A 24,573-nucleotide genomic window follows, 5' to 3' on the forward strand; every position below is an offset into this window, starting at 1 on the left:
GGGGGCCTTCGCCACTTGGAGCAAGGCCCCCTCATCGCCTCGCTTTCGCTCGGCACTTCTCCCCGCTGGGGAGAAGTGGAAGTCAGCCGTTACGTCGGTATTCCGCTCTGCCGCCCAAACGTAAACCGTCGGAAATCCTCGATCTCGTCCGTCGTCGGCTCGCGTCCGCTGAAGCTTCGGAGATAGGCGGCCAGATGCGACTGGCGCGTCTCCATGTCGTCATCGACTTCAAGTGCATAGTGGCCGATCTGGGTGAAGTAGAGCACGCGTGCCCGGATGAAGGCGTCTTCTTCCTCGTAGCCGTGCCGGCGATACATCTGAGTCACCGCGTCGACGCGCTGGGTGTCGGCTTGTTGCACCACGGCCTTGACCGTTGCAGAACGCCGCGCCCACAGGCGCACGGCCATATCAAGTTGCGGGTCGAACAGCGCTTCGTCGACCCAGCATTCGAACACGTTCAATATGCCGCGAATGATGTTGGGCGCTGGCCGCATGGCGCGCTCGATGATGCCGCCGGTGTTCTTGTGCAGCCAGTGCTGCAAAAGCTGGTCGTGAAGGTCCTGCAGGCTCTCGAAGAACCAGTAAAAGCTGGAGCGCGAGACGTTGAGTTCCTTGGCGATCACCTGGATCTTCACATGGTCGATGCCGTCAGTCACCAGCGTCGCGATCGCGTGATTGAGCCAATCCTCCTTGGTGGATCGGCTTTGCGCGTCACCGCTGGCGACCAGCGCGGTCAATCCCGCGCCTCCAGCCACTGCCAGATGAAGGGCGCAAAGCCGCGCTCCACGTGCACCCGCAGCTTGCCCTGATGGTAATAGACAAAGGCTGCCTGGCCGGCAAACATCGTCGATGCGCTGGCGCTCTGGATATTCGGATCGACGAACATTGCCTCCTGCAGCAGGGCTTCGATGCCGGTGCCCGAGAATTCGAAGACATGGAAGCTGGCGCTGACGTCGGTTGCTGCATAGCCGTCCGGATGCCAGCCGGGGCCGAGCTCTTCGGCCGGACCACCCACCACCAGAATTCTATCGCGCGCGACACGCAAGGCGTAGTGGTCGCCGGACACCTCCTGAAATGCGCCGGCTCCATTGTCAGGCAATCCGGCTTTTGCCGAGAAGGCCGTGAGGTTGCCGCTGACGAGATGCTGGCTCGGGAGCGTCACCGTACGGGCAGTAAGGTCGCTGCGGTTGAGCGATACGTCATCCCATGCCGGGACTGGCAGCCAGTTCGAAGTCAAATCACGCATTGAGGCGTCCTCCTTCCGGGTCGAAGGCGCAGGGGCCGACGATACGGGCCTTCCTGATTTCGCCGAAATGCCTGATATCGATGATATCGCCGTGCCGGCTCATGCCGCGCTCGATCAGGCCGAGCGCGATCGGTCGTCCGAGCGTCGGGCTCATATAGCTCGAGGTGACATAGCCGAGGCTGCGGCAGCTCTCGCCTTGCCACTCCACGCCGTGGCCGCCGGCCGGCAACGGTGGCCCGTCGTCGGCGACTTCCAGCCCGACGAATTCCTTGCGGTCGGGGCGCTGGGCGTCCTCCAGCATCAGCGAACGCTTGCCGATGAACTCCACCTTCTTGTTCTTCAGCGGGCCATGCAGGCCCATGTCGGAAGGACGCGTCAATCCATCGGTGTCCTTGCCGACGATGACATAACCCTTTTCGGCGCGCAGCAGCAGCAGCGCTTCGGACCCGAGCAGCACGGCATCGAATGCGCGGCCGTTGGCCTTGAGTTCGGCCCACAGCGCTTCGGCGCGGTCGGCACGAACAGTGATTTCATACGAGCGGTCGCCGGTGAAGGAGACGCGCGTGATGCGGATCGGGTCGCCCCTGTAGCTGCCATGAACCAACGACATATGCGGCAGCGTCGCGTCATCGAGCGGCGCGCCACCGAAGTCGATCGTCGACAGCAGGTCGCGCGAACGCGGGCCGGTGACGGTCAGGGTCGCATAATTGGCTGTCGCGTTGTGGATGAACACGCGTGTGCGGTCAAACCGGTCCTGCCGCCAGTCTTCCAGCATCGAATAGACGCCGGCGACGTGCGACGACGAGCAGGAGACGACGAAGTGATCGTCCGCAAGCCGCACCAGCACGCCGTCGTCATAGATGATGCCGGTTTCGGTGAGGATGAAGCAGTAGCGGCATTTGCCCGGCTTCAGCGTCGACACGGTGTTGTAGAACATGAAATCGAGGAATTCCGCCGCCTGCGGGCCGATCACCTCGATCTTGCCGAGCGTCGATCCGTCGAACAGTGCTACCGATGCGCGCGCCGCCAGCACTTCGCGGGCGATCTCGTCGTCCGCCGCGCCGGTGCCGAAATAGGCGGGCCGCAGCCAGCCGCCGTAATCCCAGAACACGGCGCCGTCGGCGCGATGGGCATTTTCAAGCGGCAGCCGCTTGACCGGATTGAAGAAGTTGCCGGAGCGTTTTCCGGTGAAGCTTGCGAGCGGCACAGGCGTAAACGGCGGCCGGTAAGTCGTGGTGCCGACTTCCGGAATGGTCCGGCCGGTCAGGGTTGCCATCAGTGCCAGACCGTTGAGATTGGAGGTCTTGCCCTGATCGGTCGCCATGCCCAGCGTCGTGTAGCGCTTGAGATGCTCGACGGAGGTGAAGTTTTCGCGCGCGGCGAGCTCGACATCCTTAGCCGTCACATCGTTCTGATAGTCGATCCAGACGCGCCCCTTCTGGCCCGGTTCGGGCCAGGCCGCCGAGATGGAATAGGTCTCGCCGATGCCGGTCGCGCCGGGGGCGGCCAGTTCCCTGCCGAGCACATGGCTTGCACCGGTGGCGCCGTCGGCGAGCGCTCGGGCCAGCGTCAGCCGGCCGTTCGCCGCCCCGGCAACGGTCAAGCCGCCAATAGCCGTGCCGGGCACGAATGTCTGTAACGACTCCTCCCAGTGCAGCTTGCCCTTGGCCTGCCCGTAGAGATGGATTGTCGGTGTCCAGCCGCCGGAAACCAGAACGCAATCGGCCGAAAGCCGGGTCCGATCGTCAAGCACCACGCCTGTCACGGCCTGCTTGCCGAGCGCCTGCACAACGCGCTTGCCGGCGATCAGGGTCAGGCCCGATTGTGGGTGAGGCAGTGTGGCATTGGCACGGTGATCGACGATCGTGACGTCAGTGCCGGCTGCAGCCAGTGCCATGCCGACCTCGATTGTTGACGAGTTGTTCGAGGCAATGACGATCTGTTTGCCGACGACGACGGCCTGCTGGCGCAGGTAGTAAAGTGCGGCATCCGCCGACATGACGCCCGGCAGGTCGTTGTTGGCAAACGGCAATGGGCGTTCGATCGCGCCCGTTGCCAGCACGGCCTGTTTCGGCCGGACGCGCCACAGCGTATCGCGTTTGCCATCGGTATGGCGCTGGTTGAGGCCGACCATGGCGTGATCGTAGATGCCGAAGGCGGTCGTGTCGGTCAGGATCACGGCGCCCAGCGCGCGCAGGCGCTCGATGGTCTCGGACACCCACACTATCGTCGGTTTGCCATCGATTTGGGCGGCGTAATCGCGATGCTGCAACGAGCCGCCGGCAGTCGATTTTTCGTCGGCGATCATCACTGTCCTGCCGGCCTCGGCGGCATCGAGTGCGACGGTCAGCCCCGCCGGTCCCATGCCGATAACCAGCACGTCCGGATGCGCATTGCGCTGGGTGGCGAGGCCGGTCTTCTTCCAGGTCGGGTCGACCTTGCCCAGCCCTGCCATTTCGCGGATGCGCGGCTCGAACAGGTGCCAGTTCGGAAACATGAACGTCTTGTAGTAGAAGGCCGCCGGAATGAACCGCGAGAAGCGGTCCAGATAGGCGAATTTGTCATGCGCGGCGTCGGGCTTGTTGTTGACGCTGCGGACGATAAGCCCTTGCTTGGCAGTAACCACTGTGGCGCGATCGTTGGGCGAGGCGCTGACAGTCCCCGACACATCGACAAGTGCATTGGGTTCTTCGGAACCGTGCCCCCAGATGCCGCGCGGGCGGTGATACTTGAAGCTGCGGCCCACGATGCGGATATCGCTGGCAATCAGCGCCGAGGCGACGGTGTCGCCTTCGAAGCCATGCACGATCTGGCCGTCGAAAGTGAAGGTCAACGGGCGCGAGCGGTCGATCTTGCCGCCTTCGGTCAGTCGGAACGCGCTCATTGGGCGTCTCCCTCAGGTAGCAACGCGGTCGATGACGTGACTTTGTGGCTGACGGTGTCGCGCGTCATGGTGAAAACTTCCATGCAGGTCAAATGCTTCCAGATTTCCTTGCTCTCGCCACGCGGATTGTTGTGGGCGAAGAGATAGTCGGTCCAGGTTTCGGTTGAGACGTCCAGAAAGCCTTCGGGGCGAAGGTTGCCGAGATCGCCCGCAAAGTGGAACTCGGTCTCGGGACGAAGGCCGCAGAAAGGGCAGGGGAAGAGTTGCATATCCGTACTCCCTTAATGCGCGATGCCGGAACCGGCCGCTTCGTCGATCAGCCGTCCGGTGCGGAAGCGGTCGAGGTCGAAGGGGCGCGACAGATCGTGGTGTTTGCCGGTTGCCAGCAGATGGGCGAGGGTGACCCCGCCTCCCGGTATCGCCTTGAAACCGCCGGTGCCCCAGCCGCAATTGAGATAGAGGCCAGGCAGCGGGCTTTCGCCGATGATCGGCGAGGAGTCCGGCGTCACGTCGACCACGCCGCCCCATTGCCGCATCAGCTTGAGCTGGCCGAGTGACGGGAACATTTCCAGCAGTCCGGAGATTACCGTTTCCAGCGCCGGCATGTTGCCGCGCTGCGCATAGGACGGCACGCGGTCGATGCCGCCACCGATGACGAATTCGCCCTTTGCAGATTGATTGACATAGGTGCCGGTGGCTGGTGCCAGCACGGTGCAGCCCAGCGCCTGTTTGACCGGCTCCGAGACACAGGCCTGCAGCGTGTAGGAAATGATCGGCATGCGGAAACCGGCCTTGGCCGCCATCTGTGAGGAATGACCGGCGACGGCGAGGCCGACGCGATCTGCGCGGATGCTGCCCTTGGAGGTCACGACGCCACGGCAACGGCCGCCCTCGACGATGAAGTCGGTGACCTCGCAATTCTGGATGATGTCGACGCCCAGGCGGTCGGCGGCGCGGGCATAGCCCCAGGCGATCGCGTCGTGCCGGGCCGAGCCTGCCCGTCCTTGCCAGACGCCGCCCAGCACCTGGAAGCGTGCATTGGGCGACAGGTCGTAAAGCGGTACGCGCTTCCTGATCTCGTCGACACCAAGCAGTTCGGAATCGATGCCGTTGATCTGCATGGCGTTGACGAGGCGAGCGGCGATTTCCATCTCGCCCTTGGAATGCACCATGGTCAGCACGCCATGTTGCGAAAACATGATGTTGTAGTTCAGTTCCCGCGACAGGCCCTCGTAGAGCTTGAGCGAATATTCGTAGAGGTCGGTACTCTCGGGATAGAAGTAATTGGAGCGGATCGTGGTGGTGTTGCGGCCGGTATTGCCGCCGCCCAGCCAGCCCTTCTCTATAACAGCGATATTGGTGATGCCGTGGTGCTTGGCGAGATAATAGGCGGTCGCCAGCCCATGCCCGCCGCCGCCGATGATGATGGCATCATAGGCTGCTTTCGGCTCGGGCGAGCGCCAGGCCTTTTGCCAGCCCTTCTGGTTGGCGAAGCCTTCCTTGAGCAGGGAAAGTGCTGAGTAGTGACGGGTCATGTGTTTCCCATGGTCTCTAGCTGGTCAAATTACATACGCGCAATTGCCCCCCATCCGGCTGCCGCCACCTTCTCCCCGCTTGCGGGGAGAAGGGACTTGTGGCGCTGTTTCGCCCAACTCGCCCCAATAAAAGGAGCGACAGAGCGGCGAGACTCGGAGCAGATTCCCTCTCCCCGTTTCTACGGGGAGAGGGTTAGGGTGAGGGGCAAAATTACGCCCGCAACACTTTGCCCATCGGGTCATAAGGCGAAGCCTCGATGATCCGGCAGCCGCGTTCCTCGCCGACGATGTGCGTCAGGAACTCGGTGCCGACAACAGCAAATTCGCGGTCGACCAGCGCCATTGCGATCGACTTGCCGATCGTGTAGCCGTAGCCGCCCGACGTCACGTAGCCGACCAGCCTGCCGTCCTTCCAGATCGGCTCGTAGCCCGAAGCATCGGCGTCGACGGCATCGACCTCGATCGTCACCTGCAGCTGCTTGGCGGACTGGGTTTCCTTCTCCGCCACCGCTGCCTGCTTGCCGATGAAATCGGGCTTGTCGAAATCGATGAAGCGGTCAAACAGCGTCATCTGCGGGGTATACCCCTGTGTGAACTCGCGGCTCCAGATGCCGTAGCTCTTTTCCAGCCGCATCGACAGAGATGCGCCGAAGCCGATATCGCGCAGGCCGATATCGGCGCCGGCCTTCATCAGAGTCTCGCGCACCGTGCGATGCTGGGCCGCCGGGATGTTGATCTCGTAGCCCATTTCCCCGGTCACCGACATGCGGCCGACCTTGGCGCGGACAAGCCCGATATCGACGGTCTTGGCGGCAAGGAACTTGAAGTTGCCGTTCGACACATCGTCTTCCGTCGTGCGCTGCAGCACTTCGCGCGACAGCGGACCGCAAAGCGAAAAGCCGACCCAGGCATCGGAGAGGTCGTTGACGATGACGCCCTCCATCGGGAAGAGGTCGAACCAGCGCATGTGCCATTCGCGCAGATAGTAGGAGCCCATGATCCAGTAGGTACCGTCGCCCCAGTTGAAGATGGTGAGGTCGCCCTTGAGCTTGCCGTTCGGCGCCAGCATAGGTGCAAGAACGGAACGGCCCGGCTTGGGGATCTTGCAGGCAAAAACCTTGTCGAGCCATTCGTAGGCCTTCGGCCCCTTCACCTCGTAGCGCGAATAGCCGGAAATATCGATCAGACCGACCTTTTCGCGGGTATGCAGCACTTCCTTGCCGACGATATCGAAGGCGGTGGAGCGGCGGAGCGTGTGGTTTTCGACGTAGTCCTTCGGTGCATAATAGAGCGGCACTTCGAGACCCCAGGACGAACCCCAGCGCGCGCCGGCCTCGGTCATCACGTCATAGGACGGAGAGACCTTGAGCGGGCGTCCAGCCGGCAATTGCTGGTTGGGATAGGTCATGACGAAACGGCGGGAATAGAACTGGCCCGTGGTTTCCTTGATATACTGGCGGTTGGCCGTGTGCTGGCCATAGCGGGCGATGTCCATGCCGAAGGTGTCGTCTTCCGGCTCGCCGTGGATCATCCATTCGGCCAGCGCCTTGCCGACGCCGCCGCCCTGCATGAAGCCGGCCATGACGCCGCAGGCCAGCCAGTAGTTCGGCACGCCGCGCGAGGGGCCGACCAGCGGGTTGCCGTCAGGGGTGAACGTGAAGGCGCCATTGACCCAGCGCTTGATGCCGGCGCGTTCGAGGATCGGATAGCGCTCGTAGGATAGGGTCAGTTCGTGCTCGATGCGCTCGGCGTCTTCCTGGATCAGGTCGAAGCCGTAATCCCACGGCGCGCCGTCCATGTTCCAATGGCGGTGGTCGAGTTCATAAATGCCGAGCAGGATTCCCTTCTGCTCCTGGCGCAGATAGGAGAAGCCGTCGAGGTCGACCATGGTCGGCAGCTCTTGCTTGAGCTCGGCGACCTCCGGGATTGCTTCGGTGACCAGATACATGTGCTCGAGCGGCGAAACCGGCAGCTCAAGCCCGGCCATGCGGCCGACCTGCTTGGCCCACAGGCCACCGGCATTGACGACATGCTCGGCATTGACGGTGCCCTGTTCGGTGATCACGTCCCAGGAATTGTCCGGGCGCTGCTTGAGCTCGATGACGCGGTTCTTCTCGACGATCGATGCGCCGCGCATGCGGGCGGCCTTGGCATAGGCGTGAACGACGGCGGAGGGATCGATATGGCCTTCGCGGTCGGCATAGAGGCCGCCGATGATGCCGTCGGGCTTGACGATCGGGCAGCGGTCGAGGATTTCCTCCACCGAGATCATCCGGACGTCATCGATGCCGGTTGACTGGAAGACCCGGTAGGAGGCTTTGAGCGCATCCCAGCGGTCGGGATTGCAGGCATAGGAAATGCCGCCCGTGGTGTGCATGCCGATATTGACGCCGGATTCCTTCTCGACCTCGCTCAGAAGGTCGATCGTGTAGGCGTGGAGCGTTGCGACGTTCGGATTGGAATTGAGCGCGTGGAAACCGCCGGCCGCATGCCAGCTGGACCCGGAGGTTAGCACGTTGCGCTCGATTAGCAGCGTGTCGCTCCAGCCATATTTGGCCAGATGATAGAGAACCGAGGCGCCAACCACGCCGCCACCGATGACCACGACCTTGTAATGCGATTTCACGACGATGCTCCCTCTGCGCCCGGAATGCGGATATTGGTAAGATGTATGGACATAAATGTCTAGGGAGTTTCCCGTTCGGGTGCTATCCCATTTGGACACTTTGGCGCCTATTTCCTGCCGCCTTTTGACGATCGACGGAATGGATCCCATCGCGCGTGCTTGCTGGCGGCGTCAGGGGGCCGCGCATTCATGCATAGTGAACTTGCAAAGCGAAAAATGCATACATCAGTGTCCATAAATATTCGCGCTGCACAATGCGCGTCTCTGCGCGATTTTGATGGACTGAATGCTCGATCGGCATCGGCGCGCATTAGGTCCCGAATTCCTGCCAATTCCTGTTGGAGCGGCGGTGCGAAGCTGGAATATGAGGTCATGCCCGAAACCTCGTGTGGAATTCCAAGTCCATCTCCGTTGAATTCAATATACATTCGAATACAAATATTAGACTTAAGATGAATTGTCATATTCGGATGCTCGGCTGAGCTCGGATATCTAAAATTTGAAATGCGAATTCAATCGAAATTGGTGATTGTTGTATCTTCTGGTTGCGGAAGTGAAATTTTGGATTGCTTGCGGTTTCGTGATCGGTTGTTTTGTTTGCATCGCAGCAGAGGGCGATGTGGTTAACTGATTTCCAAGGCATGGCATACTATTGCGGCTCTCTTTTCAGAAATGTGAAACTGCACTATCATTCCGGCATTGATTTGAGCCGTTTTTTGGAGACTTTGCGGCATGCCCGGTTATTCGGAGCCTGTCTGGGCCGAGGAGCATATCCGCAAGTCGAGCGGCGTGCCGCTTGAATCCGGCGAAACTGTCGATCTTGCTGTGGTGGGCGCTGGTATTCTGGGTCTGGCCACGGCTTTTCATGCCGCGCGGAACGGCCTCAAGGTGCAAGTCATCGATGCGGGACGAATCGGCGACGGGGCCAGTGGCTTGAACGGCGGCCAGGTCATACCGGGATTGAAGTATGACCCGGAATGGCTGCTCCAACACTTTGGGCGCGAACGTGGCGAAGTGCTAATCAACTTTGCGTCGCAGACTGCGGATGCTGTTTTTGACCTGATCCGCAAAGAGAAGCTTGACGTAGCCTACAATCGCAATGGATGGATCCAGGCCTGTCATACGGAAGCGGCCCTGAAAACCGCGTCGAGCCGATTTGCCCAGTGGAAAGCGCTGGGCGCCGATGTCGAAATGCTGGATGCGCAGACGATCGAGCGGCTGATCGGCACCAGCAACTATCACGGCGGCTTTCTTGACCGCCGCGCAGGTGTCATTCAGCCGCTTGCCTATACGATGGAACTGTCGCGCATTGCCGCGGCGGCCGGCGCGCGCATCACCGAAAACATGAAGTGCCGCAAGCTGGAGAAGCGGCAGGATCGCTGGCTGCTGACGATGGAAAACGGTGTCGAGATTGGTGCCCGATCGGTGTTGGTCGCGACCAATGCCTATACCGGCAATCTCGTGCCGGGCCTCGCCCAGACTCTGGTGCCGCTGCACTCCTTCCAGATCGCCACCGAGCCGCTGCCCGAACATGTGGCGCGCGATATCCTGCCGCAAGGGCACGCAGTCTCGGACTCGCGCCGCATCCTCGTCTACTACAGGCGCACGCCGGACCGGCGTCTCATTCTCGGCGGGCGAGGGCCGCTTTCCCGACCGAAGCATATCGACGATTGGTCGCATCTTGAGCGGGCCATGGCGCGGTTGTTTCCCTCGCTCTCCGATGTCGAGATTTCCAGGCGTTGGTATGGGCGTGTGGCGATGACGCCGGACCACCTGCCGCATCTCCACGAACCGGAGAAGGGGCTGCTGGCTTTTGTCGGCTGTCAGGGCAGGGGCGTCGGTCTGATGACCGCCATGAGCCGGCGGCTTGCCGACTATATTCTGACGGGCGATCAGGCCGCGCTTCCATTTCCCATAACGCCGATCAAGCCCATATCGTTTCACTTCCTGCGCAACATCGGGGTCGCGGCGACGATCGGATGGTATCGGATGCTGGACGCGATCGAACAATAGAGATGAACGGCGCGCATCGTCGTATTTTACTTGACAGTTTTTCAAACCGTGAAATCTTTAGACAGGATTTCACTTCTGAAAAATTGCCATGTCTCAAATCAGTACATCGGCGGTCAAGACCTCAGGCGCCTCGCGGGCCAGGTTTCACTTTGCGATGCTGCTGCCGGGCGGCTTTGTCACTTTCGTCCTCATTCTGTTTGCTCTCGCGCTGGTGGTTTTTCTCGGTTTCCGCCTTAATGGTGGCAACCTTCTGGGTGACGGCTATACGCTCGGCAATTTTGCCACGGTGCTGTCCGATCCGCTCTATCTGACCGTCTCATTGCGTTCGATCCTGATTGCCGGTCTGGTGACGGCGACAACCGTGGTCACAGCCTATCCCGTCGCCTACTATCTGGCGTTCCATGCCGGCCGTCGCCGCAAGCTGATCCTGTTTCTGGTGACATTGCCGTTCTGGACGAGCTACTTGCTGCGCGTCTTCGCCTGGAAGATTGTGCTGGCCTATAATGGGGTGCTGAACTCGGCCCTCATGGCCACCGGGCTCATCGACGAGCCGTCGCTGGCGTTTCTCAATACGCCCGCCGCCGTGGTCGTCACGCTGGCCCATGCCTATGCGCCGTTTGCCATCCTGCCGATCTATGTGGCGCTGGAGACGATGCCGAAGTCGTTGACCGAGGCGGCGGCAGATCTCGGCGCAAAGCCCTTCACCACCTTTCGCAAGGTGATCCTGCCCTTCTCCATGCCCGGCGTCCTGGCCGGTGCGCTCGTCGTTTTCGTCCCGACCATCGGCGATTATGTTACCCCCGCCTTGGTTGGCGGACCGTCCAGCACGATGGTTGGCTCGCTGATCCAGGCCCAGTTCGGCAAAGCCAATGACTGGCCGTTCGGTGCAGCACTTGCGGTGTCGGTGATGTTGCTGATCGCGGCGCTTATCCTGACGGTCCGGTCGATGGATAAGAGATACGGGAGCAGGACATGAGCGGTGGGGCGGCAGCGCCTGGGCAAGGCAGCCGTTGGCTCGGCGCCTATGTGCTGCTCTATATCGCCTTTCTCTATTTGCCGGTTTCGTTGATCCCGCTGTTTTCCTTTAACGATTCCATCCAGGCGGCGTTTCCGCTGATGGGTTTTACGCTTGACTGGTATCGTTCGCTCGCCGGCAACGAAGCCTTGCGCAATGCACTGGTGAACAGCCTTCTGGTCGGCGTGTCCGCGGCAGGGATCGCCACATTGTGCGGCGTCACCATCTCCTACATGGATGTTTTCGGGCGCAACACGACAGCCCGGGCGATCTCGGCCATCGCCCGGCTGCCGATTCTCATTCCCGGGGTCATCGTCGGCATTGCGCTGCTCATCCTCGTCAACCTTGCGGGCCTCGGGCCTTCCTTGCTGGCAATCGTCGCCGGCCACGTGCTGGCGGGCCTGCCGACGACGGTGATCATCATGAAGGGCCGGTTCCAGGCCATTCCGCGCAGCGTCGCCGAGGCGGCTGAGGATCTGGGAGCGCGCGAAGCGCTGGTCTTCTGGCGGATCTTGCTGCCCCTTTCACTGCCGGCTGTAGCGTCGAGCTTCATGCTGGCGTTCCTGACCAGTTTCGATGAATTCATCATCGCTTTTTTCCTGGCTGGCTCAGAACAGACCCTGCCGCTTTATATCTGGAGTCAGTTGCGTTTCCCGATATCGCTGCCTGTCGTGATGGCGCTGGGCAGCGTGATCCTGCTCGCATCCGTGGTGATCGCCGGTGCTGCGGAGTTGCTCCGCAACCGGGGGCTTTCCGCCGGCGAGCGCCGATGACATCGAACCATAAGAACAAAACCACCAAGAGGAGAATGATCATGTACTGGGATACCGGAAATGCCAACCGCGTCAAAAAGACCGGACTTGCTGTTCTCACTGCAATCGTTACGTCCCTGGCGGGCCAGGCGCTGGCCGATGGCAAGCTCAAATATTTCACCTGGTCGGGCTATGAGCTGCCCGATTTCAACAAGACTTTCCTTGCCGCCCATCCGGACGGCGTGGAATTCTCCATGTTCGGTGATGACGATGATGCCTTCACCAAGGTGAAAGCCGGTTTCAGGCCCGACGTGGCCCATCCTTGTTATGACAAGGTGGCGCGGTGGAACAAGGAAGGTCTGCTGCAACCAATCGATACCAAGCGTATCAAGAACTGGGAGAGCATATTCCCGACTTTCAGGAACCTGCCGGATATCCAGGCGGGAGACGGTAAGGTCTGGATGGTGCCGTGGGATTGGGGCAATACCTCAATTCTCTATCGCACGGACCTTGTGAAGGATCCTGAGAAGAGCTGGAACCTGCTCTGGGACAAGCAATATGCCGGCCGCATGGCGACCATCGACGCCGTGCACGACACACCGCTCGTCGCCGCCGTGTTGGCAGGCGTAAATCCGTTCGACATGAGCCCGGCAGACTTGGAAAAGGTCGCCGAAAAGCTGCGCGAACAACGGCCGCTGTTGAGCGCCTACACCACCGACATGACTTCGGTCCAGCAGGCGCTCGCCAGCGGCGCGCTGGTCGCGGCCATGACCTGGAATGCTTCGGCGGTTGCGCTCAAGAAGCAGGGAGTGCCGGTCGAGTTCATGAACCCCAAGGAAGGTATGCTGACCTGGACTTGCGGCTACGTGCTGCTCAAGGATGCGACCAATGTCGATCTGGCCTATGACTTCATCAACAGCCGGCTGGAAACTGATGCCGGCAAATACCTGATCGAAGCCTATGGCTATGGCAGTTCCACCAGCACTGCCTTTGCAGCAGTTCCCAAGGAAACGCTCGACAATCTGCAACTGCCTGCCGATCCTGACGTGATGCTGAAGACCACGATCTTCACAGGTCCGATGAAGCAGAACGACGACCTCGCCAAGATGTTCGAGAAGATCAAGGCAGGCGGTTGAACCGGGAAGATCGCGCGGGCGAGGGCTCAGGTTCTCGTCCGCGTGGTATTCGAAACTGGCTGGGAAGGCGAGTGCATATGGTAGAAGAGTTGCAAGGCGTGGTGGAGAAGGCGAGCAGGGACATCAGCGAGGCGGATGTGCTTGTCGGCCGCAGGGTAAGAGCGCTCAGGCTCGAGCGCAACCTGTCTCTCAGCGATCTCGGCAGCATGGCCGGAATCTCCATCGGCGCACTCAGCCAGATCGAACGTGGACTTACGTCGCTGCGGGTCAAGGTCATCTGGCCTCTGGCGGCGGCGCTTTCCGTCGAGCCAAGCGCATTGATCGGCGATGGTGCGGATGCTGCGGGCGATCTCTATTGCGTTCGTGCCCATGCGCGCCGCCCCTTGCCAGTGCGTTCGGAGGGCATCGCCAAACAGTTGCTGTCGCCACCCGGCGCGGCACTGACCGGCATGATGGTGATCGTCGAGCCCGGCGGTGGCACGGCGGAAGCCTATGCCCATGCCGGCCATGAGTTCGGCTACGTCCTGTCCGGGGAAATGGAACTGGTGGTCGACGGCACCGCCTACATTCTCAGGCAGGGCGACAGCTTCGCCTTCAAGAGCACGCTCTTGCACGCCTTCCGCAACAACAGTCGTGTGCGTGGCGAGATACTCTGGGTCAATACCACAAAGCCATCCGAGGTACGCGACAATGGCTGACCCGCTGCTGCGCCTCAAATCCGTGCGCAAGGAATTTGCGGGTGGCGTCATCGGGCTGGATGCCATCGATCTCGATATTGCCCAGGGCGAATTCCTGACTTTGCTAGGCCCTTCTGGATGCGGCAAGACGACGACGCTGCGCGTTATCGCAGGCTTTGAGGCACCGACCGGCGGCACGGTCCTGCTCGATGGCCGCGACATCACGCCACTCAGACCCTATGATCGGCCGGTGAACACGGTCTTTCAGGACTATGCGCTGTTTCCGCATATGAATGTGTCTGAAAACATCGAGTTCGGTTTGTGGCTGCGAAAGATCCCCCCCGCCGACAGACGCAAGAAGGTTGCCGCCGCGCTCGACATGGTCGGGATGTCCGACAAGATCTCGGCTCGGGTGACGGAGCTTTCGGGCGGTCAGCGCCAGCGCGTTGCGCTTGCGCGCGCCATCGTCTGCGAGCCGCGCATGCTGCTCCTGGATGAGCCGCTTTCGGCACTGGATGCGCATTTGCGCGAGCAGATGCAGGTGGAGTTGAAGCGCCTGCAGTCGGGTCTCGGCACGACCTTCGTCATGGTGACGCACGATCAGACGGAAGCCTTGTCGATATCCGACCGTATTGTCGTCATGCATGATGGGCGGATCGAACAGATTGCGTCGCCGGCAACGCTATATGACAGGCCGGCCACCCGCTTCGTCGCAAGCTTCATCGGCACAATGAATCTGCTCGAGGCTCGTTTTGCGGGATTGTCCGAAAGGATGATGAAGTTCGATGCCGACGGCCTGCATCTGTCGATACCGGCGGCGGGCGAGGCTCCGGGGCTCGGCGAGAGCCGGACGATTGGCGTCCGCCCGGAGGACATCCTCATATCGGCTGTCGCCGGCCCGGCAACGACGCCTGCCCGGGTGGCGAACATTGTCTTCCATGGCAAGGCACTGCGTATTCGGGCGGTGATCGGCACCGCTACGGAAATTGTCATCGATACGCCGCGCCAAGGCGAGACATCGGCGCTGCAGGCGGGTACGAATATTCATGTGTATGTGAGGCAAGATGCCACTTGCCCGGTTCTTGCGGCCTGATAACATCCGCGATCTTCGAAATGGGAGTGAATAATGAGCAATAACCTGAAATTTTACATCGACGGTGAGTGGGTTGCCCCAGAGGTGCCATCAACGCTCGATGTCATCAATCCGGCAACCGAGGAAGCTTACACCAAGATTTCCCTTGGCTCGAAGGCTGACGTCGACAAGGCGGTTGCTGCAGCCAAGCGGGCTTTCGCAACCTTCTCCAAGACCCCGCGGGAACAGCGACTGGCGTTGCTCAAGAAGATTCTCGAAGTCTATAACGAGCGTTATGAGGACATCGCCCGCGCCGTATCCGATGAAATGGGCGCACCGATGAGCTTTGCGCTCGAAGCACAGGCCTGGGCTGGCCGTGCACATATGGAAGCGACCATCGCGGCGTTCGAAGATTACAAGTTCAGCGAAAAGCGCGGTTCGACCCTGGTCGTCAAGGAGCCGATCGGCGTCTGCGCGCTCATCACGCCCTGGAACTGGCCACTCAACCAGATCGTCTGCAAGGTGGCGCCCGCCATCGCAGCCGGTTGCACCGTGGTGCTCAAGCCGTCCGAAATCGCGCCGATCAGCGGCATCGTGTTTGCCGAAGTCATGCATGCCGCCGGCGTGCCGAAGGGCGTCTTCAACATGGTCAACGGCAACGGTCCTGACGTCGGTCAGGTCATGGCTGGCCATCCCGATGTCGACATGGTCTCTTTCACTGGTTCCACCCGCGCGGGCATCATCGTTGCCAAGACCGCAGCCGATACCGTCAAGCGCGTGGCGCAGGAACTCGGCGGCAAGTCGGCCAACATCATCTTGCGTGATGCCGATTTCGAGACGGCCGTGAGCAAGGGTGTCGAGGGTTGCTTCGGCAACACCGGACAGTCCTGCGATGCGCCGACCCGCATGCTGGTGCCGAAGGAACGTCACGACGAAGCGCTGAAGATTGCCAAGGTTGCAGCCGAAGGCTTCAAGACCGGCGATCCGAAGGCCGCCGACACCAATCTCGGCCCGGTCGTCAGCCAGTTGCAGTACGACAAGATCCAACGGCTGATCCAGACCGGCATCGATGAAGGTGCAACCGTCGTCACCGGCGGGGTGGGCCGTCCGGAACATCTCAACCGTGGCTATTACATCCGCCCGACCGTCTTCGGCCATGTGACCGAGGAAATGACCGTCGCCCGCGAAGAGATCTTCGGACCGGTGCTGTCGATCATTTCCTATGACGACGATGCAGATGCCATCCGCATCGCCAACGACACGGTCTATGGCCTGGCTGCCTATATCCAGTCGCAAGACATCAACCATGCCCGCGCTGTCGCTGCCGAGATGCGCGCCGGCACGGTCAATCTCAACTATCCGGATTGGGATACGTTCTCGTCGTTCGGTGGGTACAAGCAGTCGGGCAACGGTCGCGAGTATGCCGATTTCGGCATCCACGACTTCCTGGAAATCAAGAGCATCGTCGGTTACGGCGATTGATCTGATTTAGTTGACGGCGAGCCAGTTTGCTCGCCGTCAATCCTTGAGTGCAGCGATGCCAAAAAAATGGCAACGAGCTACCCTCCATCATGCGCGCCCCGAGGCGGATATTATGGACGCAGATGCATTTAGTACTTAGCTCTCCGCCCGCCACTTCTGTTGGTGAATGAAGCTTTCCAGGCTTGAAAACTGCATCGGCCGGGCAAGGGCGTAGCCCTGCAGAACATCGCAGCCCAGATCCTGCAGGATACGGATGTGTTCTCGGGTCTCCACGCCCTCTGCGACGACCCTGATGCCCAGCGATTTGCCGATGTCGATGATCGAGCGCACCAGCCGCCGCTGTTCGGCCGTCTTGTCGATCGGAAAAATCAGTTCACGGTCGATCTTCAGCGTGCCGGGGCCAATCTTCAGCAAACTGACGATAGAGGCATGGCCGCTGCCGAAATCGTCGATTTCGATGCCGATCCCCTTGCGCCGGATTGCATCGAGGTTGTCGCGTACCATCTCGTCGCAGTCGTCCAGAAAGATCGACTCCAGCAGCTCGAAGGAAACCCGGCCCGGTTGAATATCCAGGCTGTCGAGCTTTTCGGCGAGTTTGGGGTCATAGAGCCGGCGCGTCGAGACATTGACCGACAGGTTGGGAATATCGATGCCGTGGCGGCGCAATGCTTCCAGATCCACCAGTGCTTTTTGCAGAATGACGCTGTCGATGGCCGCCACCACATCGAGGTCTTCGGCAATGGTCAGAAAGCTGTCGGGTCCTAGAATACCCTTGGTTGGATGTGCCCAGCGGGCAAGCGTCTCGGCCCCGGCAATATCCAGTGTCTGCGCCGAGAACTGCAACTGATAGAAGGGTACGAACTCGTCCTTCTCGAGTGCCACGAGAATCTCGTCGGAAACCAGCTTGTTGTTGATGACCTGATGCTGGATGTCGAGGGTGAAGAATTCGTGGCGGTTACGGCCACGGCTTTTGGCACGATAGAGCGCGATGTCGGCATTGAGCAGCAATTGCTTGGCATCCGCCGCCGGATGCGGGTCGCAGGCGATGCCGATGCTGGCGCCGATCCGACAGGTCATGCCGTTGAAGTGCACCGGCTCGCACATCCGCCTGATGATCTTGTCGGCAAGTCTCGTAAGCTTGTCCTTTGCGCCATCGAAAGGCGACAGGACCACGAATTCGTCGCCGCCGATGCGTGCGACGAACTCGTCCGGCCCGGTATTTTCGCGAAGCACCTTTGCCGCATGCATCAGCATGGAATCGCCGGCCTGGTGGCCCAATGTGTCGTTGATCTGTTTGAAGCGGTCGAGATCGATATGCAGGACGGCCAGGCCATGTATCGTTGCAGGGTCGCGGTGTCCGAGCCTGTCGTCAAGGTAGCGCCTGTTGGGCAGATCCGTCAGGAAATCGTGCAGGGCGTTATGCTCGATCTTCGCCTTGGCATCTTCAAGTTCGCGGTTGCGCGCTTCGGCAAGCAGCTTGGCGCGTTCGAGTTCCTGGCGGACCTCGATGTCCTCGGTAACGTCCCAGTTGGCGCCGATATATTTGGTATGACCTGAACTGTCCTCGAAGGGTGCGACGCGCGCGCGAATATGACGGATGGAACCGTCCTTTCGGACAATGCGGAACTGGTTGGAGAAATCGGCATTCTCGCTGACGCTGCTGTCGATGCGCTGCCTGGTCATTTCCCGATCTTCGGGATGGATAATGTATTTCCAGTCGTCCGGTCCCTGGCACCTGGGTGCGCCTTCCAGATCCATGATCGACAGCAGTCTGTCGTCCAGAAGCAGGCTGCCTTCGCTGATGTCGGCTTCGAAGACGCCGATCCGTGTCACGGTCAGCGCCAGTTCCAACCTGTGCGAAACGCGGGCCAGCTCCTCTTCGGTCGATTTTCTGGCTGAAATGTCGATATCGGTTCCGACAATTCGGGTCGGTTTGCCGTTTTCATCCCATTCGACACAAGATCCCCGGCATTCAATCCAGATCCAGTGGCCCTTCTTATGCAGTTCGCGGTATTCGAAAATCGAGAAGGCGACTTCACCGGCATTCTGCCGACGGATGCATTCCTGCACATGGGCGCGGTCGTCTGGGTGCACCTTTTGCAGCCAGTCTTCCGTCACCGAGTCTACTTCCTCATTCGCCGCCATGCCGCGCAGCCGCTTCCATGTATCGGAGTAATACATAGTTCCGGTCTTGAAATCATGGTCCCAGACGCCGAGGTCCGAACTAACCAGAGCGCTGTTCCAGCGTTCCTCCCATGCCCGATGTTCCATCGCATCGCGTTTGCGTTGGTCGATATCCGTCAACTGCACGACGATCTTGGCGACGAAATCCGGTCCGACGCAATGCACCGACGACATGTGCACCGACATCCACCGCTCGGTTCCGTCATCTCTGATGAAGCGGATCTCGTTGTGGCGCGGGCGAAACTCCGCAAGGGCATGCAGCGTCAAGGCAAAATGCATCCGCTCACGATCTTCCGGGCAAACGAGATCGGTCAGCAGTACGGGCGAGGAGCCCTGTATCCGGCTGGAAAACAGGTCCCTGCAAATTCGGTTCGAATAGAGGATGCGGTAGTCCGAAGAGAGCAGGACCATGCCCAGGGGAGAGTCGTCGAGCAGCCCTGCAAGCGTGGCTTCGTTGCCAGGGACGCGAATAGAGTCTGGTTGTATTTTCTTGCCGGACGACGCCAAGTCGGTACTCTCGATTTCTACGCTAAACTGAATACTGCAGACCGCTTAAATTCATCTTAATCGACGAAGTACAGAAGGCGGATTTGGCGGTCTGTTCTGTGCCGTTGGCAGGCTCGCTAACTGTAGGCGGCGTAGGGCCGTATTGTCGCATTGTGAGTTACCCGCAAACACTGACGATTTCGCTTGCTCCCTTCGCTAATATGCTGATTGATATCGCCAATTAGAGCGCTCCGATGGCAGGAAACGTCGCGCGAAATGCCCTGCCAAACAGAGTGCCAGGAATTCATCTGGGGGCTAAGTGGTGCAGCAATTGTATTTGGCGGTCGGAACGCTCAATCGGGAGACACCCTATTTCCAGGGGGCGAGGGGAAGGGGCGTCATCGTCTATGCCTTCGACGAGGATCGACTCGAATGGCAAGAACTTGCCTCCTCTGCCACAGCCGACAATCCCTGCTATCTTGCGGTCTCCCCGAAAGACGGCCTTATCTATTCCGTGTCCGAAGTCGCCGAATGGTGTGAAGGCACGGCAACGGCATTTCATTTCGACAAGCGGACACAGGAACTCGTCTATCTCAACAAGCAGCCGACGCTCGGCGCCATTTCAGCCTATGCCCAGATAACGGCGGACCAGCGTTTTCTGCTGGTGGCAAACTATGGCTACGGCAATGCTGGCCCGGATCAGTCGCTCGTGTCATTTCCGTTCCGTCCGGATGGTGGACTTGCGCCGCCGAGTGGCAGTGCTGCGCATGAAGGGGCTGCAATGACAGTGCCCGAGCGACAAGAGCGCAGCCATGCCCATTCTATTGTCGAGATGGTCGACAAGACAGGATTCCTGTCGGCTGATCTGGGGCTCGACCGCATCTTCAGTTACCGGCTGACCGACAGCGGTGGTTTCGCTTTGGTCTCCGCGGTCACGATGCCGGAGGGCTCGGGACCCCGCCATATCGCCCAGCATCCCGGCGGCCGTTTTGTCTTCGTATCAAACGAGTTGAACTCAACGGTCTCGACGCTGGTCCGCGATGGCCATGACCTCAGGCATGTCGGCAGTTGGCCGGCCGCTCCGGAAGGCGTACAAAACCATCCGTCCGATATCCATGTTTCCGCTGACGGCCGCTTCGTCTATATGGCCAATCGCGGACACGATACGATCGCGATTTTCCGGGTCGATCAGCAAACCGGAGTGCTCGCGCCGAACGGGCATGTCGATTGCGGCGGTGCGACCCCGCGCAGCTTCGTGTTGATGGCCGGTGGACGCACGCTGCTGGTTGCCAACCAGAATGGCGACAACATCTCCATCTTTCGACGTGACGGCGATACGGGCGCGCTGGCCTTCACGGGCAAGCGGATCGAGGTCGGGACCCCGATGTGCGTCAGGCCTTTCCTGTTGTGACGGAGGCTCCCTCCACCCCGCGAAAAGCCCGTCGCAAGGGGACGAGCGTGACGATGGCAGACGTTGCTGCCGCCGCGGGCGTGTCGATGCAGACCGTTTCGCGTTATCTGCGTCTGCCCGATACTGTGACGGCGGATACCGGCGAACTGATCCGCGCTGCGATCGACAAGACTCACTATGTCCACAATCTCGCAGCCAGCCATCTCGCTTCGGCGAGCAGCAATACGGTGGCGGCCATCATCCCGACCCTGTCGGCGTCGGTGTTCGCCGAAACGATCCAGCACTTCTCCGAGACGCTCAATCGGCAGGGCTACCAGATCTTCCTGGGTAACACCGATTATCGGCAAGACCGGGAAGAGGAGGTGATCCGCAGTCTGCTGGGCCGACGACCGGATGGCATTTTCATAATCGGCACGCATCACAGCCGCCAGGCCAAGGAACTGTTGAAGCGGGCTGGCATTCCGGTCGTCGAGGGCTGGGATCTCACCGCGCGCCCGATCGATCGGCTTGTCGGGTTTTCGAACGCAGCCGCCATTGCCGATCTGGCGACCTATCTGATCAATGGTGGACGCCGGAAGATCGTCTTTGCTGGGACACTGCGCAAAGGCGATAGTCGCGCAAGCGAGCGGCGCGACGGATTTGTTGAACTTATGAGCAAGACCTTTGCCGGCGAAGCACCAAGGCTTGTGACGTCGAGCGAACTGGCGCTGGATATGTCGGCCGGCGCCGAACTTCTCGTCCGTGCCCGGGCAGAGTTTCCGGACGCTGACGCGATCATGTTTTCGAGCGATGTGCTGGCGTCGGGTGCGCTGCTCGAATGCGTGCGCCGTGGAATTTCGGTGCCGGGAGACATCGCGATCACCGGTTTCGGTGATTTCGAACTCGCCCGTCACCTTAACCCGTCGCTGACGACGGTGGCCGTGCCCGCAGCCGAAATCGGCCGCGAAGCCGGAAGGCTGCTGCTGGAAGGCATGCAGGGTATCGTGTCTTCAGACAAGCATATCGATGTAGGGTTCAGGCTGATGATCCGCCAGAGCAGTTGACGCGTCAGGGTCTCTGGGAAGTTCTCGATCGGCATACTCTGGAAAAAAAGCGGGCCGTAGGATGGCCCGCTTTGAGAATGCAACTTGTGTGGCTCAGGCCAGCGTGTAGGCGGTCTTGACGGTGGTGAAGAACTCGTTGGCGTATTTGCCCTGTTCGCGCGAACCAAAGGAAGACGCCTTGCGGCCGCCGAACGGCACATGGAAATCGACGCCCGCTGTCGGCAGGTTGACCATCACCATGCCGGCTTCGGCATTGCGCTTGAAATGCGTCGCATGCTTCAGGCTGGTGGTGGCAATACCGGAGGACAGGCCGAACGGCGTGTCGTTGGCGACGGCCAGCGCTTCGTCGTAGTTCTTGACCCGGATGACCGATGCAACCGGTCCGAAGATTTCTTCGCGGGAAATCCGCATCTGGTTGGTCGCTTCGGTAAAAAGTGCCGGCTTGAGGTAGAAGCCCGGAGTTTCACGCTCCAGCCGTTCGCCGCCCGTGACGAGCTTTGCACCTTCCTGCTTGCCGATGGCGATGTAGTCCTCGTCCTGCTTGAGCTGGCCGGGATCGACCACCGGGCCGATATGCGTGCCGGGCTTCATCGCGTGGTCGATGTTGAGGCCGCTGATCCGCTCGGTCAGCGCGGCGACGAACTTGTCGTGGATGCCTTCGGTGACGATCAGGCGCGAGGACGCCGTGCAGCGCTGGCCGGTGGCGAAAAAGGCCGAGTTGGCTGCAGCTTCGACCGCAACGTTTAGGTCGGCGTCGTCGAGCACCACGAATGGGTTCTTGCCGCCCATTTCCAGCTGGTACTTGCGGTTATGCTCGATGGAAGACAGCGCCACCCGCTTGCCGGTGCCGGTCGAGCCGGTGAAGGTCAGGCCGGACAGATCGGGGCTGTCGAGCATGACTTGACCGACGACCGAGCCCTTGCCCATGACCAGGTTGAGAACGCCCTTGGGCAGGCCGGCACGATGCAGGATATCAACGATAGCCCAGGCCGAAGCCGGGACCAGGTCGGCCGGCTTGAACACGACCGTGTTGCCGTAGCAAAGGGCCGGTGCGATCTTCCAGGCCGGGATGGCGATCGGGAAATTCCACGGCGTGATGACGCCGATCACGCCGAGCGGCTCACGGTTGATCTCGACGCCGATGCCCGGGCGTACCGAGGGGACCGTCTCGCCCGTCAGGCGCAGGGCCTCGCCGGCGAAGAAGTCGAAAATCTGGGCTGCGCGAATGGTCTCGCCGATGCCCTCGGGCAAGGTCTTGCCTTCCTCACGCGACAGGATCGCGCCAAGCTCGTCCTTGCGGACCATGATCTCCTCGGCGGCCTTCTTGAGGATGGCGTGACGCTCCATGATGCCGGAGCGCGACCAGGCAGGAAATGCCGCCTTGGCTGCCGCAATGGCATCCTTCATGTCCTGGGCGGTGCCGCGTGCGAATTCGCCCACCACTTCGTTTGTATCCGATGGATTGATATTGGCGACGGCTTCGCCTCCAACCCATTCTCCGCCGATCAGATTATGATGAAGTGCCATGATCTTGTTCCGTTCTAGGTCATTGGTAAAGTCAGCTCCACGAGGAGCCGGTGGTGGCGCTTTGCAGCGTCGTAGAAGACTGGCATCTGGAAAATGCTCAGGCCGCAACAGCAAGAAAATATGTCCGCAACGATGTATGGCCTCCGGCAGCATCTTGCAATGCTCGCCGAAAGCCAAATTCACAACTGATCTCGCAGGCGGCAGAGCTCAGACGCTGCCGGTTGCGATGACGCCATTGGCCGCAAGTCTGTCGATCGTCGCCGCATCGTATCCGGCCTCGGCGAGCACATCGCGCGTATCCTGGCCGGTGACCGGCGCGCCCCGTTCCACCTTCGAAGGTGTCTTGGAGAACTTGATCGGAAATCCCGGCGTCTTGACGCGCCCTTCGGTCGGATGGTCGTATTCGACGAATGTGCCATTATGGACGATCTGCGGATCCTTGACGAGATCGGCATATCCATAGACCGGGCCGCACCAGATGTCGGCCGCGCGCAGCGCCGCAAGCCATTCGGCGCTGCTTTTCGTCTTGATCTTGTCACGCGTCCTGGCGAAAATTTCGTCGCGTTGCGTCCAACTGTCGACTTCGTCGTTCATGGTGAGGAAGCTTTCCTCGCCGATGACCTCGCCGAGTGTCTTCAACTTCGGAAATGAAATGATGATGAAGCCATCGGTCGTCGCAAACGCACCATAGGGCGCCCGGATGAAGACGTGTGCGTGGGGTTCGGCCGATCGCTTCTGTTGCTTGCCGCCGACCGTATGGACCGAGAGTTCCTGCATCTGGATCGTGGTGATCGCATCGAGCATGTTGACTTCGACGAGCTGGCCCTCGCCGGTGCGTTCGCGATGCAGCAACGCCGCCAAGACGCCTTCGAAAGCTGTGTAGGCAGTGATGGCATCGACCAGATACTGGCCTGCAGCCGTGGGCGGTTCGCCTTCCCGGCCGGTCGATAGCATTGCCCCTGACAGACCCTGCAACACCAGATCCTGACCCGGCCAGTTCATGTAGGGACCGCTTTCGCCGTAACCCGACATCGAAATGTAGATTATCCCGGGGTTGATCGCCGAAAGGCTTTCATAATCGACCCCAAGACGCTTTGCGACACCGGGGCGGTAGTTCTGCAGAAAAACGTCCGCTGTCTTGACGAGATCCATGAGCACCTGTTTGCCTTCGGGGGCCTTCAGGTCGACCGCAAGCGAGCGCTTGTTGCGGTTGAGCGACAGGAACGACACATTGACCTTGTTGCCGGTCGCACCGCCAGCGGCCACGTGGCGCTGCCACTCCCCCGTCACAGGTTCGATCTTGACCACATCGGCGCCAAGATCGCCCAGCCGCTGGGCTGCAAACGGCCCCGCCATGGCAATAGAGCAATCCAGTACCCGATACCCCGATAAAATTCCCATCGTCTTTTCCTTCCCGCTCCGCCTGATCGGGAGCCCCTGCTTTGTCGCAAACTAAGAGAACTGCTCAGTAAGTCAAGAGTTAG

At 60.5% G+C, this 24,573-nt stretch carries 18 protein-coding genes; 9 read left to right on the forward strand and 9 right to left on the reverse strand.

The genetic code is table 11. From position 1 onward, the window contains the following. Positions 1-89: 89 nt before the first annotated feature. The 6 genes from JJB09_RS01130 to JJB09_RS01155 all read right to left on the reverse strand — a co-directional run bounded on the left by JJB09_RS01130 (position 90) and on the right by JJB09_RS01155 (position 8,291). Positions 90-737 (reverse strand): TetR/AcrR family transcriptional regulator, encoded by a 648-nt coding sequence (locus JJB09_RS01130; RefSeq protein WP_201651929.1) that lies wholly within the window; start codon positions 735-737, stop codon positions 90-92. Then, the gene (locus JJB09_RS01135) at positions 734-1,246 is read right to left on the reverse strand and encodes an aminomethyltransferase family protein (RefSeq protein ID WP_201651931.1); all 513 of its coding nucleotides are present in this window, start codon (positions 1,244-1,246) and stop codon (positions 734-736) included. The genes JJB09_RS01130 and JJB09_RS01135 overlap by 4 nt, the downstream gene beginning before the upstream one ends. Further along, entirely contained in the window at positions 1,239-4,130 is a 2,892-nt protein-coding gene (locus JJB09_RS01140) for a sarcosine oxidase subunit alpha family protein (protein WP_201651933.1), read from the reverse strand. Before JJB09_RS01140 ends, JJB09_RS01135 begins: the two co-directional genes overlap by 8 nt. Continuing rightward, entirely contained in the window at positions 4,127-4,399 is a 273-nt protein-coding gene (locus JJB09_RS01145; RefSeq protein ID WP_201651935.1) for a sarcosine oxidase subunit delta, read from the reverse strand. Before JJB09_RS01145 ends, JJB09_RS01140 begins: the two co-directional genes overlap by 4 nt. A 12-nt stretch (positions 4,400-4,411) precedes the next feature. After that, complete coding sequence (locus JJB09_RS01150; protein ID WP_201651937.1) at positions 4,412-5,665, reverse strand: sarcosine oxidase subunit beta family protein; 1,254 nt, start codon at positions 5,663-5,665, stop codon at positions 4,412-4,414. A gap of 211 nt (positions 5,666-5,876) precedes the next feature. Continuing rightward, complete coding sequence (locus tag JJB09_RS01155) at positions 5,877-8,291, reverse strand: FAD-dependent oxidoreductase (RefSeq protein WP_201651939.1); 2,415 nt, start codon at positions 8,289-8,291, stop codon at positions 5,877-5,879. Between the two features lie 732 nt (positions 8,292-9,023). On the opposite strand from JJB09_RS01155, the gene JJB09_RS01160 reads away from it, so the two are divergent. The 7 genes from JJB09_RS01160 (at position 9,024) to JJB09_RS01190 (ending at position 16,438) form a co-directional block, all read left to right on the forward strand. After that, the gene (locus tag JJB09_RS01160; RefSeq protein WP_201651941.1) at positions 9,024-10,304 is read left to right on the forward strand and encodes an NAD(P)/FAD-dependent oxidoreductase; all 1,281 of its coding nucleotides are present in this window, start codon (positions 9,024-9,026) and stop codon (positions 10,302-10,304) included. Between the two features lie 88 nt (positions 10,305-10,392). Then, on the forward strand, positions 10,393-11,280 hold the full coding sequence (locus tag JJB09_RS01165; protein ID WP_201651943.1) for an ABC transporter permease: 888 nt from the start codon (positions 10,393-10,395) through the stop codon (positions 11,278-11,280). After that, on the forward strand, positions 11,277-12,092 hold the full coding sequence (locus tag JJB09_RS01170; RefSeq protein ID WP_201651945.1) for an ABC transporter permease: 816 nt from the start codon (positions 11,277-11,279) through the stop codon (positions 12,090-12,092). The genes JJB09_RS01165 and JJB09_RS01170 overlap by 4 nt, the downstream gene beginning before the upstream one ends. Before the next feature lie 41 nt (positions 12,093-12,133). Beyond that, a complete protein-coding gene (locus JJB09_RS01175; protein ID WP_201651947.1) occupies positions 12,134-13,207 on the forward strand; it encodes an ABC transporter substrate-binding protein in 1,074 nt (357 codons plus the stop codon). Between the two features lie 77 nt (positions 13,208-13,284). Next, on the forward strand, positions 13,285-13,905 hold the full coding sequence (locus JJB09_RS01180; protein ID WP_201651949.1) for a cupin domain-containing protein: 621 nt from the start codon (positions 13,285-13,287) through the stop codon (positions 13,903-13,905). After that, positions 13,898-14,977, forward strand: coding sequence for an ABC transporter ATP-binding protein (locus JJB09_RS01185; RefSeq protein ID WP_201651951.1), 1,080 nt, complete (start codon positions 13,898-13,900; stop codon positions 14,975-14,977). Before JJB09_RS01180 ends, JJB09_RS01185 begins: the two co-directional genes overlap by 8 nt. Before the next feature lie 33 nt (positions 14,978-15,010). Then, on the forward strand, positions 15,011-16,438 hold the full coding sequence (locus tag JJB09_RS01190) for an aldehyde dehydrogenase family protein (RefSeq protein WP_201651953.1): 1,428 nt from the start codon (positions 15,011-15,013) through the stop codon (positions 16,436-16,438). Positions 16,439-16,573: 135 nt separating this feature from the next. On the opposite strand, the gene JJB09_RS01195 is transcribed toward JJB09_RS01190, so the two are convergent. Continuing rightward, positions 16,574-19,129, reverse strand: coding sequence for a sensor domain-containing protein (locus tag JJB09_RS01195; RefSeq protein WP_201651955.1), 2,556 nt, complete (start codon positions 19,127-19,129; stop codon positions 16,574-16,576). Between the two features lie 298 nt (positions 19,130-19,427). On the opposite strand from JJB09_RS01195, the gene JJB09_RS01200 reads away from it, so the two are divergent. Next, positions 19,428-20,519, forward strand: a complete 1,092-nt coding sequence (locus JJB09_RS01200) for a lactonase family protein (RefSeq protein WP_343228971.1) — start codon at positions 19,428-19,430, stop codon at positions 20,517-20,519. Between the two features lie 53 nt (positions 20,520-20,572). Beyond that, complete coding sequence (locus JJB09_RS01205; RefSeq protein ID WP_210341637.1) at positions 20,573-21,562, forward strand: LacI family DNA-binding transcriptional regulator; 990 nt, start codon at positions 20,573-20,575, stop codon at positions 21,560-21,562. A 93-nt stretch (positions 21,563-21,655) separates the two neighbouring features. On the opposite strand, the gene JJB09_RS01210 is transcribed toward JJB09_RS01205, so the two are convergent. Continuing rightward, positions 21,656-23,089, reverse strand: a complete 1,434-nt coding sequence (locus JJB09_RS01210) for an aldehyde dehydrogenase family protein (RefSeq protein WP_201651957.1) — start codon at positions 23,087-23,089, stop codon at positions 21,656-21,658. Positions 23,090-23,296: 207 nt separating this feature from the next. Continuing rightward, on the reverse strand, positions 23,297-24,490 hold the full coding sequence (locus tag JJB09_RS01215; protein ID WP_201651959.1) for a CaiB/BaiF CoA transferase family protein: 1,194 nt from the start codon (positions 24,488-24,490) through the stop codon (positions 23,297-23,299). Positions 24,491-24,573: the final 83 nt, after the last annotated feature.

The organism is Phytoamicus setariae, assembly GCF_016722925.1.
Lineage (GTDB): Bacteria > Pseudomonadota > Alphaproteobacteria > Rhizobiales > Rhizobiaceae > Rhizobium_E > Rhizobium_E setariae.

Coding starts and splice junctions, on each gene's coding strand:
- JJB09_RS01135 (WP_201651931.1), bottom strand. CDS start 1,246: ATGCGTGATTTGACTTCGAACTGGCTGCCAGTCCCGGCATGGGATGAC.
- JJB09_RS01140 (WP_201651933.1), bottom strand. CDS start 4,130: ATGAGCGCGTTCCGACTGACCGAAGGCGGCAAGATCGACCGCTCGCGC.
- JJB09_RS01145 (WP_201651935.1), bottom strand. CDS start 4,399: ATGCAACTCTTCCCCTGCCCTTTCTGCGGCCTTCGTCCCGAGACCGAG.
- JJB09_RS01150 (WP_201651937.1), bottom strand. CDS start 5,665: ATGACCCGTCACTACTCAGCACTTTCCCTGCTCAAGGAAGGCTTCGCC.
- JJB09_RS01160 (WP_201651941.1), top strand. CDS start 9,024: ATGCCCGGTTATTCGGAGCCTGTCTGGGCCGAGGAGCATATCCGCAAG.
- JJB09_RS01165 (WP_201651943.1), top strand. CDS start 10,393: ATGTCTCAAATCAGTACATCGGCGGTCAAGACCTCAGGCGCCTCGCGG.
- JJB09_RS01170 (WP_201651945.1), top strand. CDS start 11,277: ATGAGCGGTGGGGCGGCAGCGCCTGGGCAAGGCAGCCGTTGGCTCGGC.
- JJB09_RS01175 (WP_201651947.1), top strand. CDS start 12,134: ATGTACTGGGATACCGGAAATGCCAACCGCGTCAAAAAGACCGGACTT.
- JJB09_RS01180 (WP_201651949.1), top strand. CDS start 13,285: ATGGTAGAAGAGTTGCAAGGCGTGGTGGAGAAGGCGAGCAGGGACATC.
- JJB09_RS01185 (WP_201651951.1), top strand. CDS start 13,898: ATGGCTGACCCGCTGCTGCGCCTCAAATCCGTGCGCAAGGAATTTGCG.
- JJB09_RS01190 (WP_201651953.1), top strand. CDS start 15,011: ATGAGCAATAACCTGAAATTTTACATCGACGGTGAGTGGGTTGCCCCA.
- JJB09_RS01205 (WP_210341637.1), top strand. CDS start 20,573: ATGGCAGACGTTGCTGCCGCCGCGGGCGTGTCGATGCAGACCGTTTCG.
- JJB09_RS01210 (WP_201651957.1), bottom strand. CDS start 23,089: ATGGCACTTCATCATAATCTGATCGGCGGAGAATGGGTTGGAGGCGAA.
- JJB09_RS01215 (WP_201651959.1), bottom strand. CDS start 24,490: ATGGGAATTTTATCGGGGTATCGGGTACTGGATTGCTCTATTGCCATG.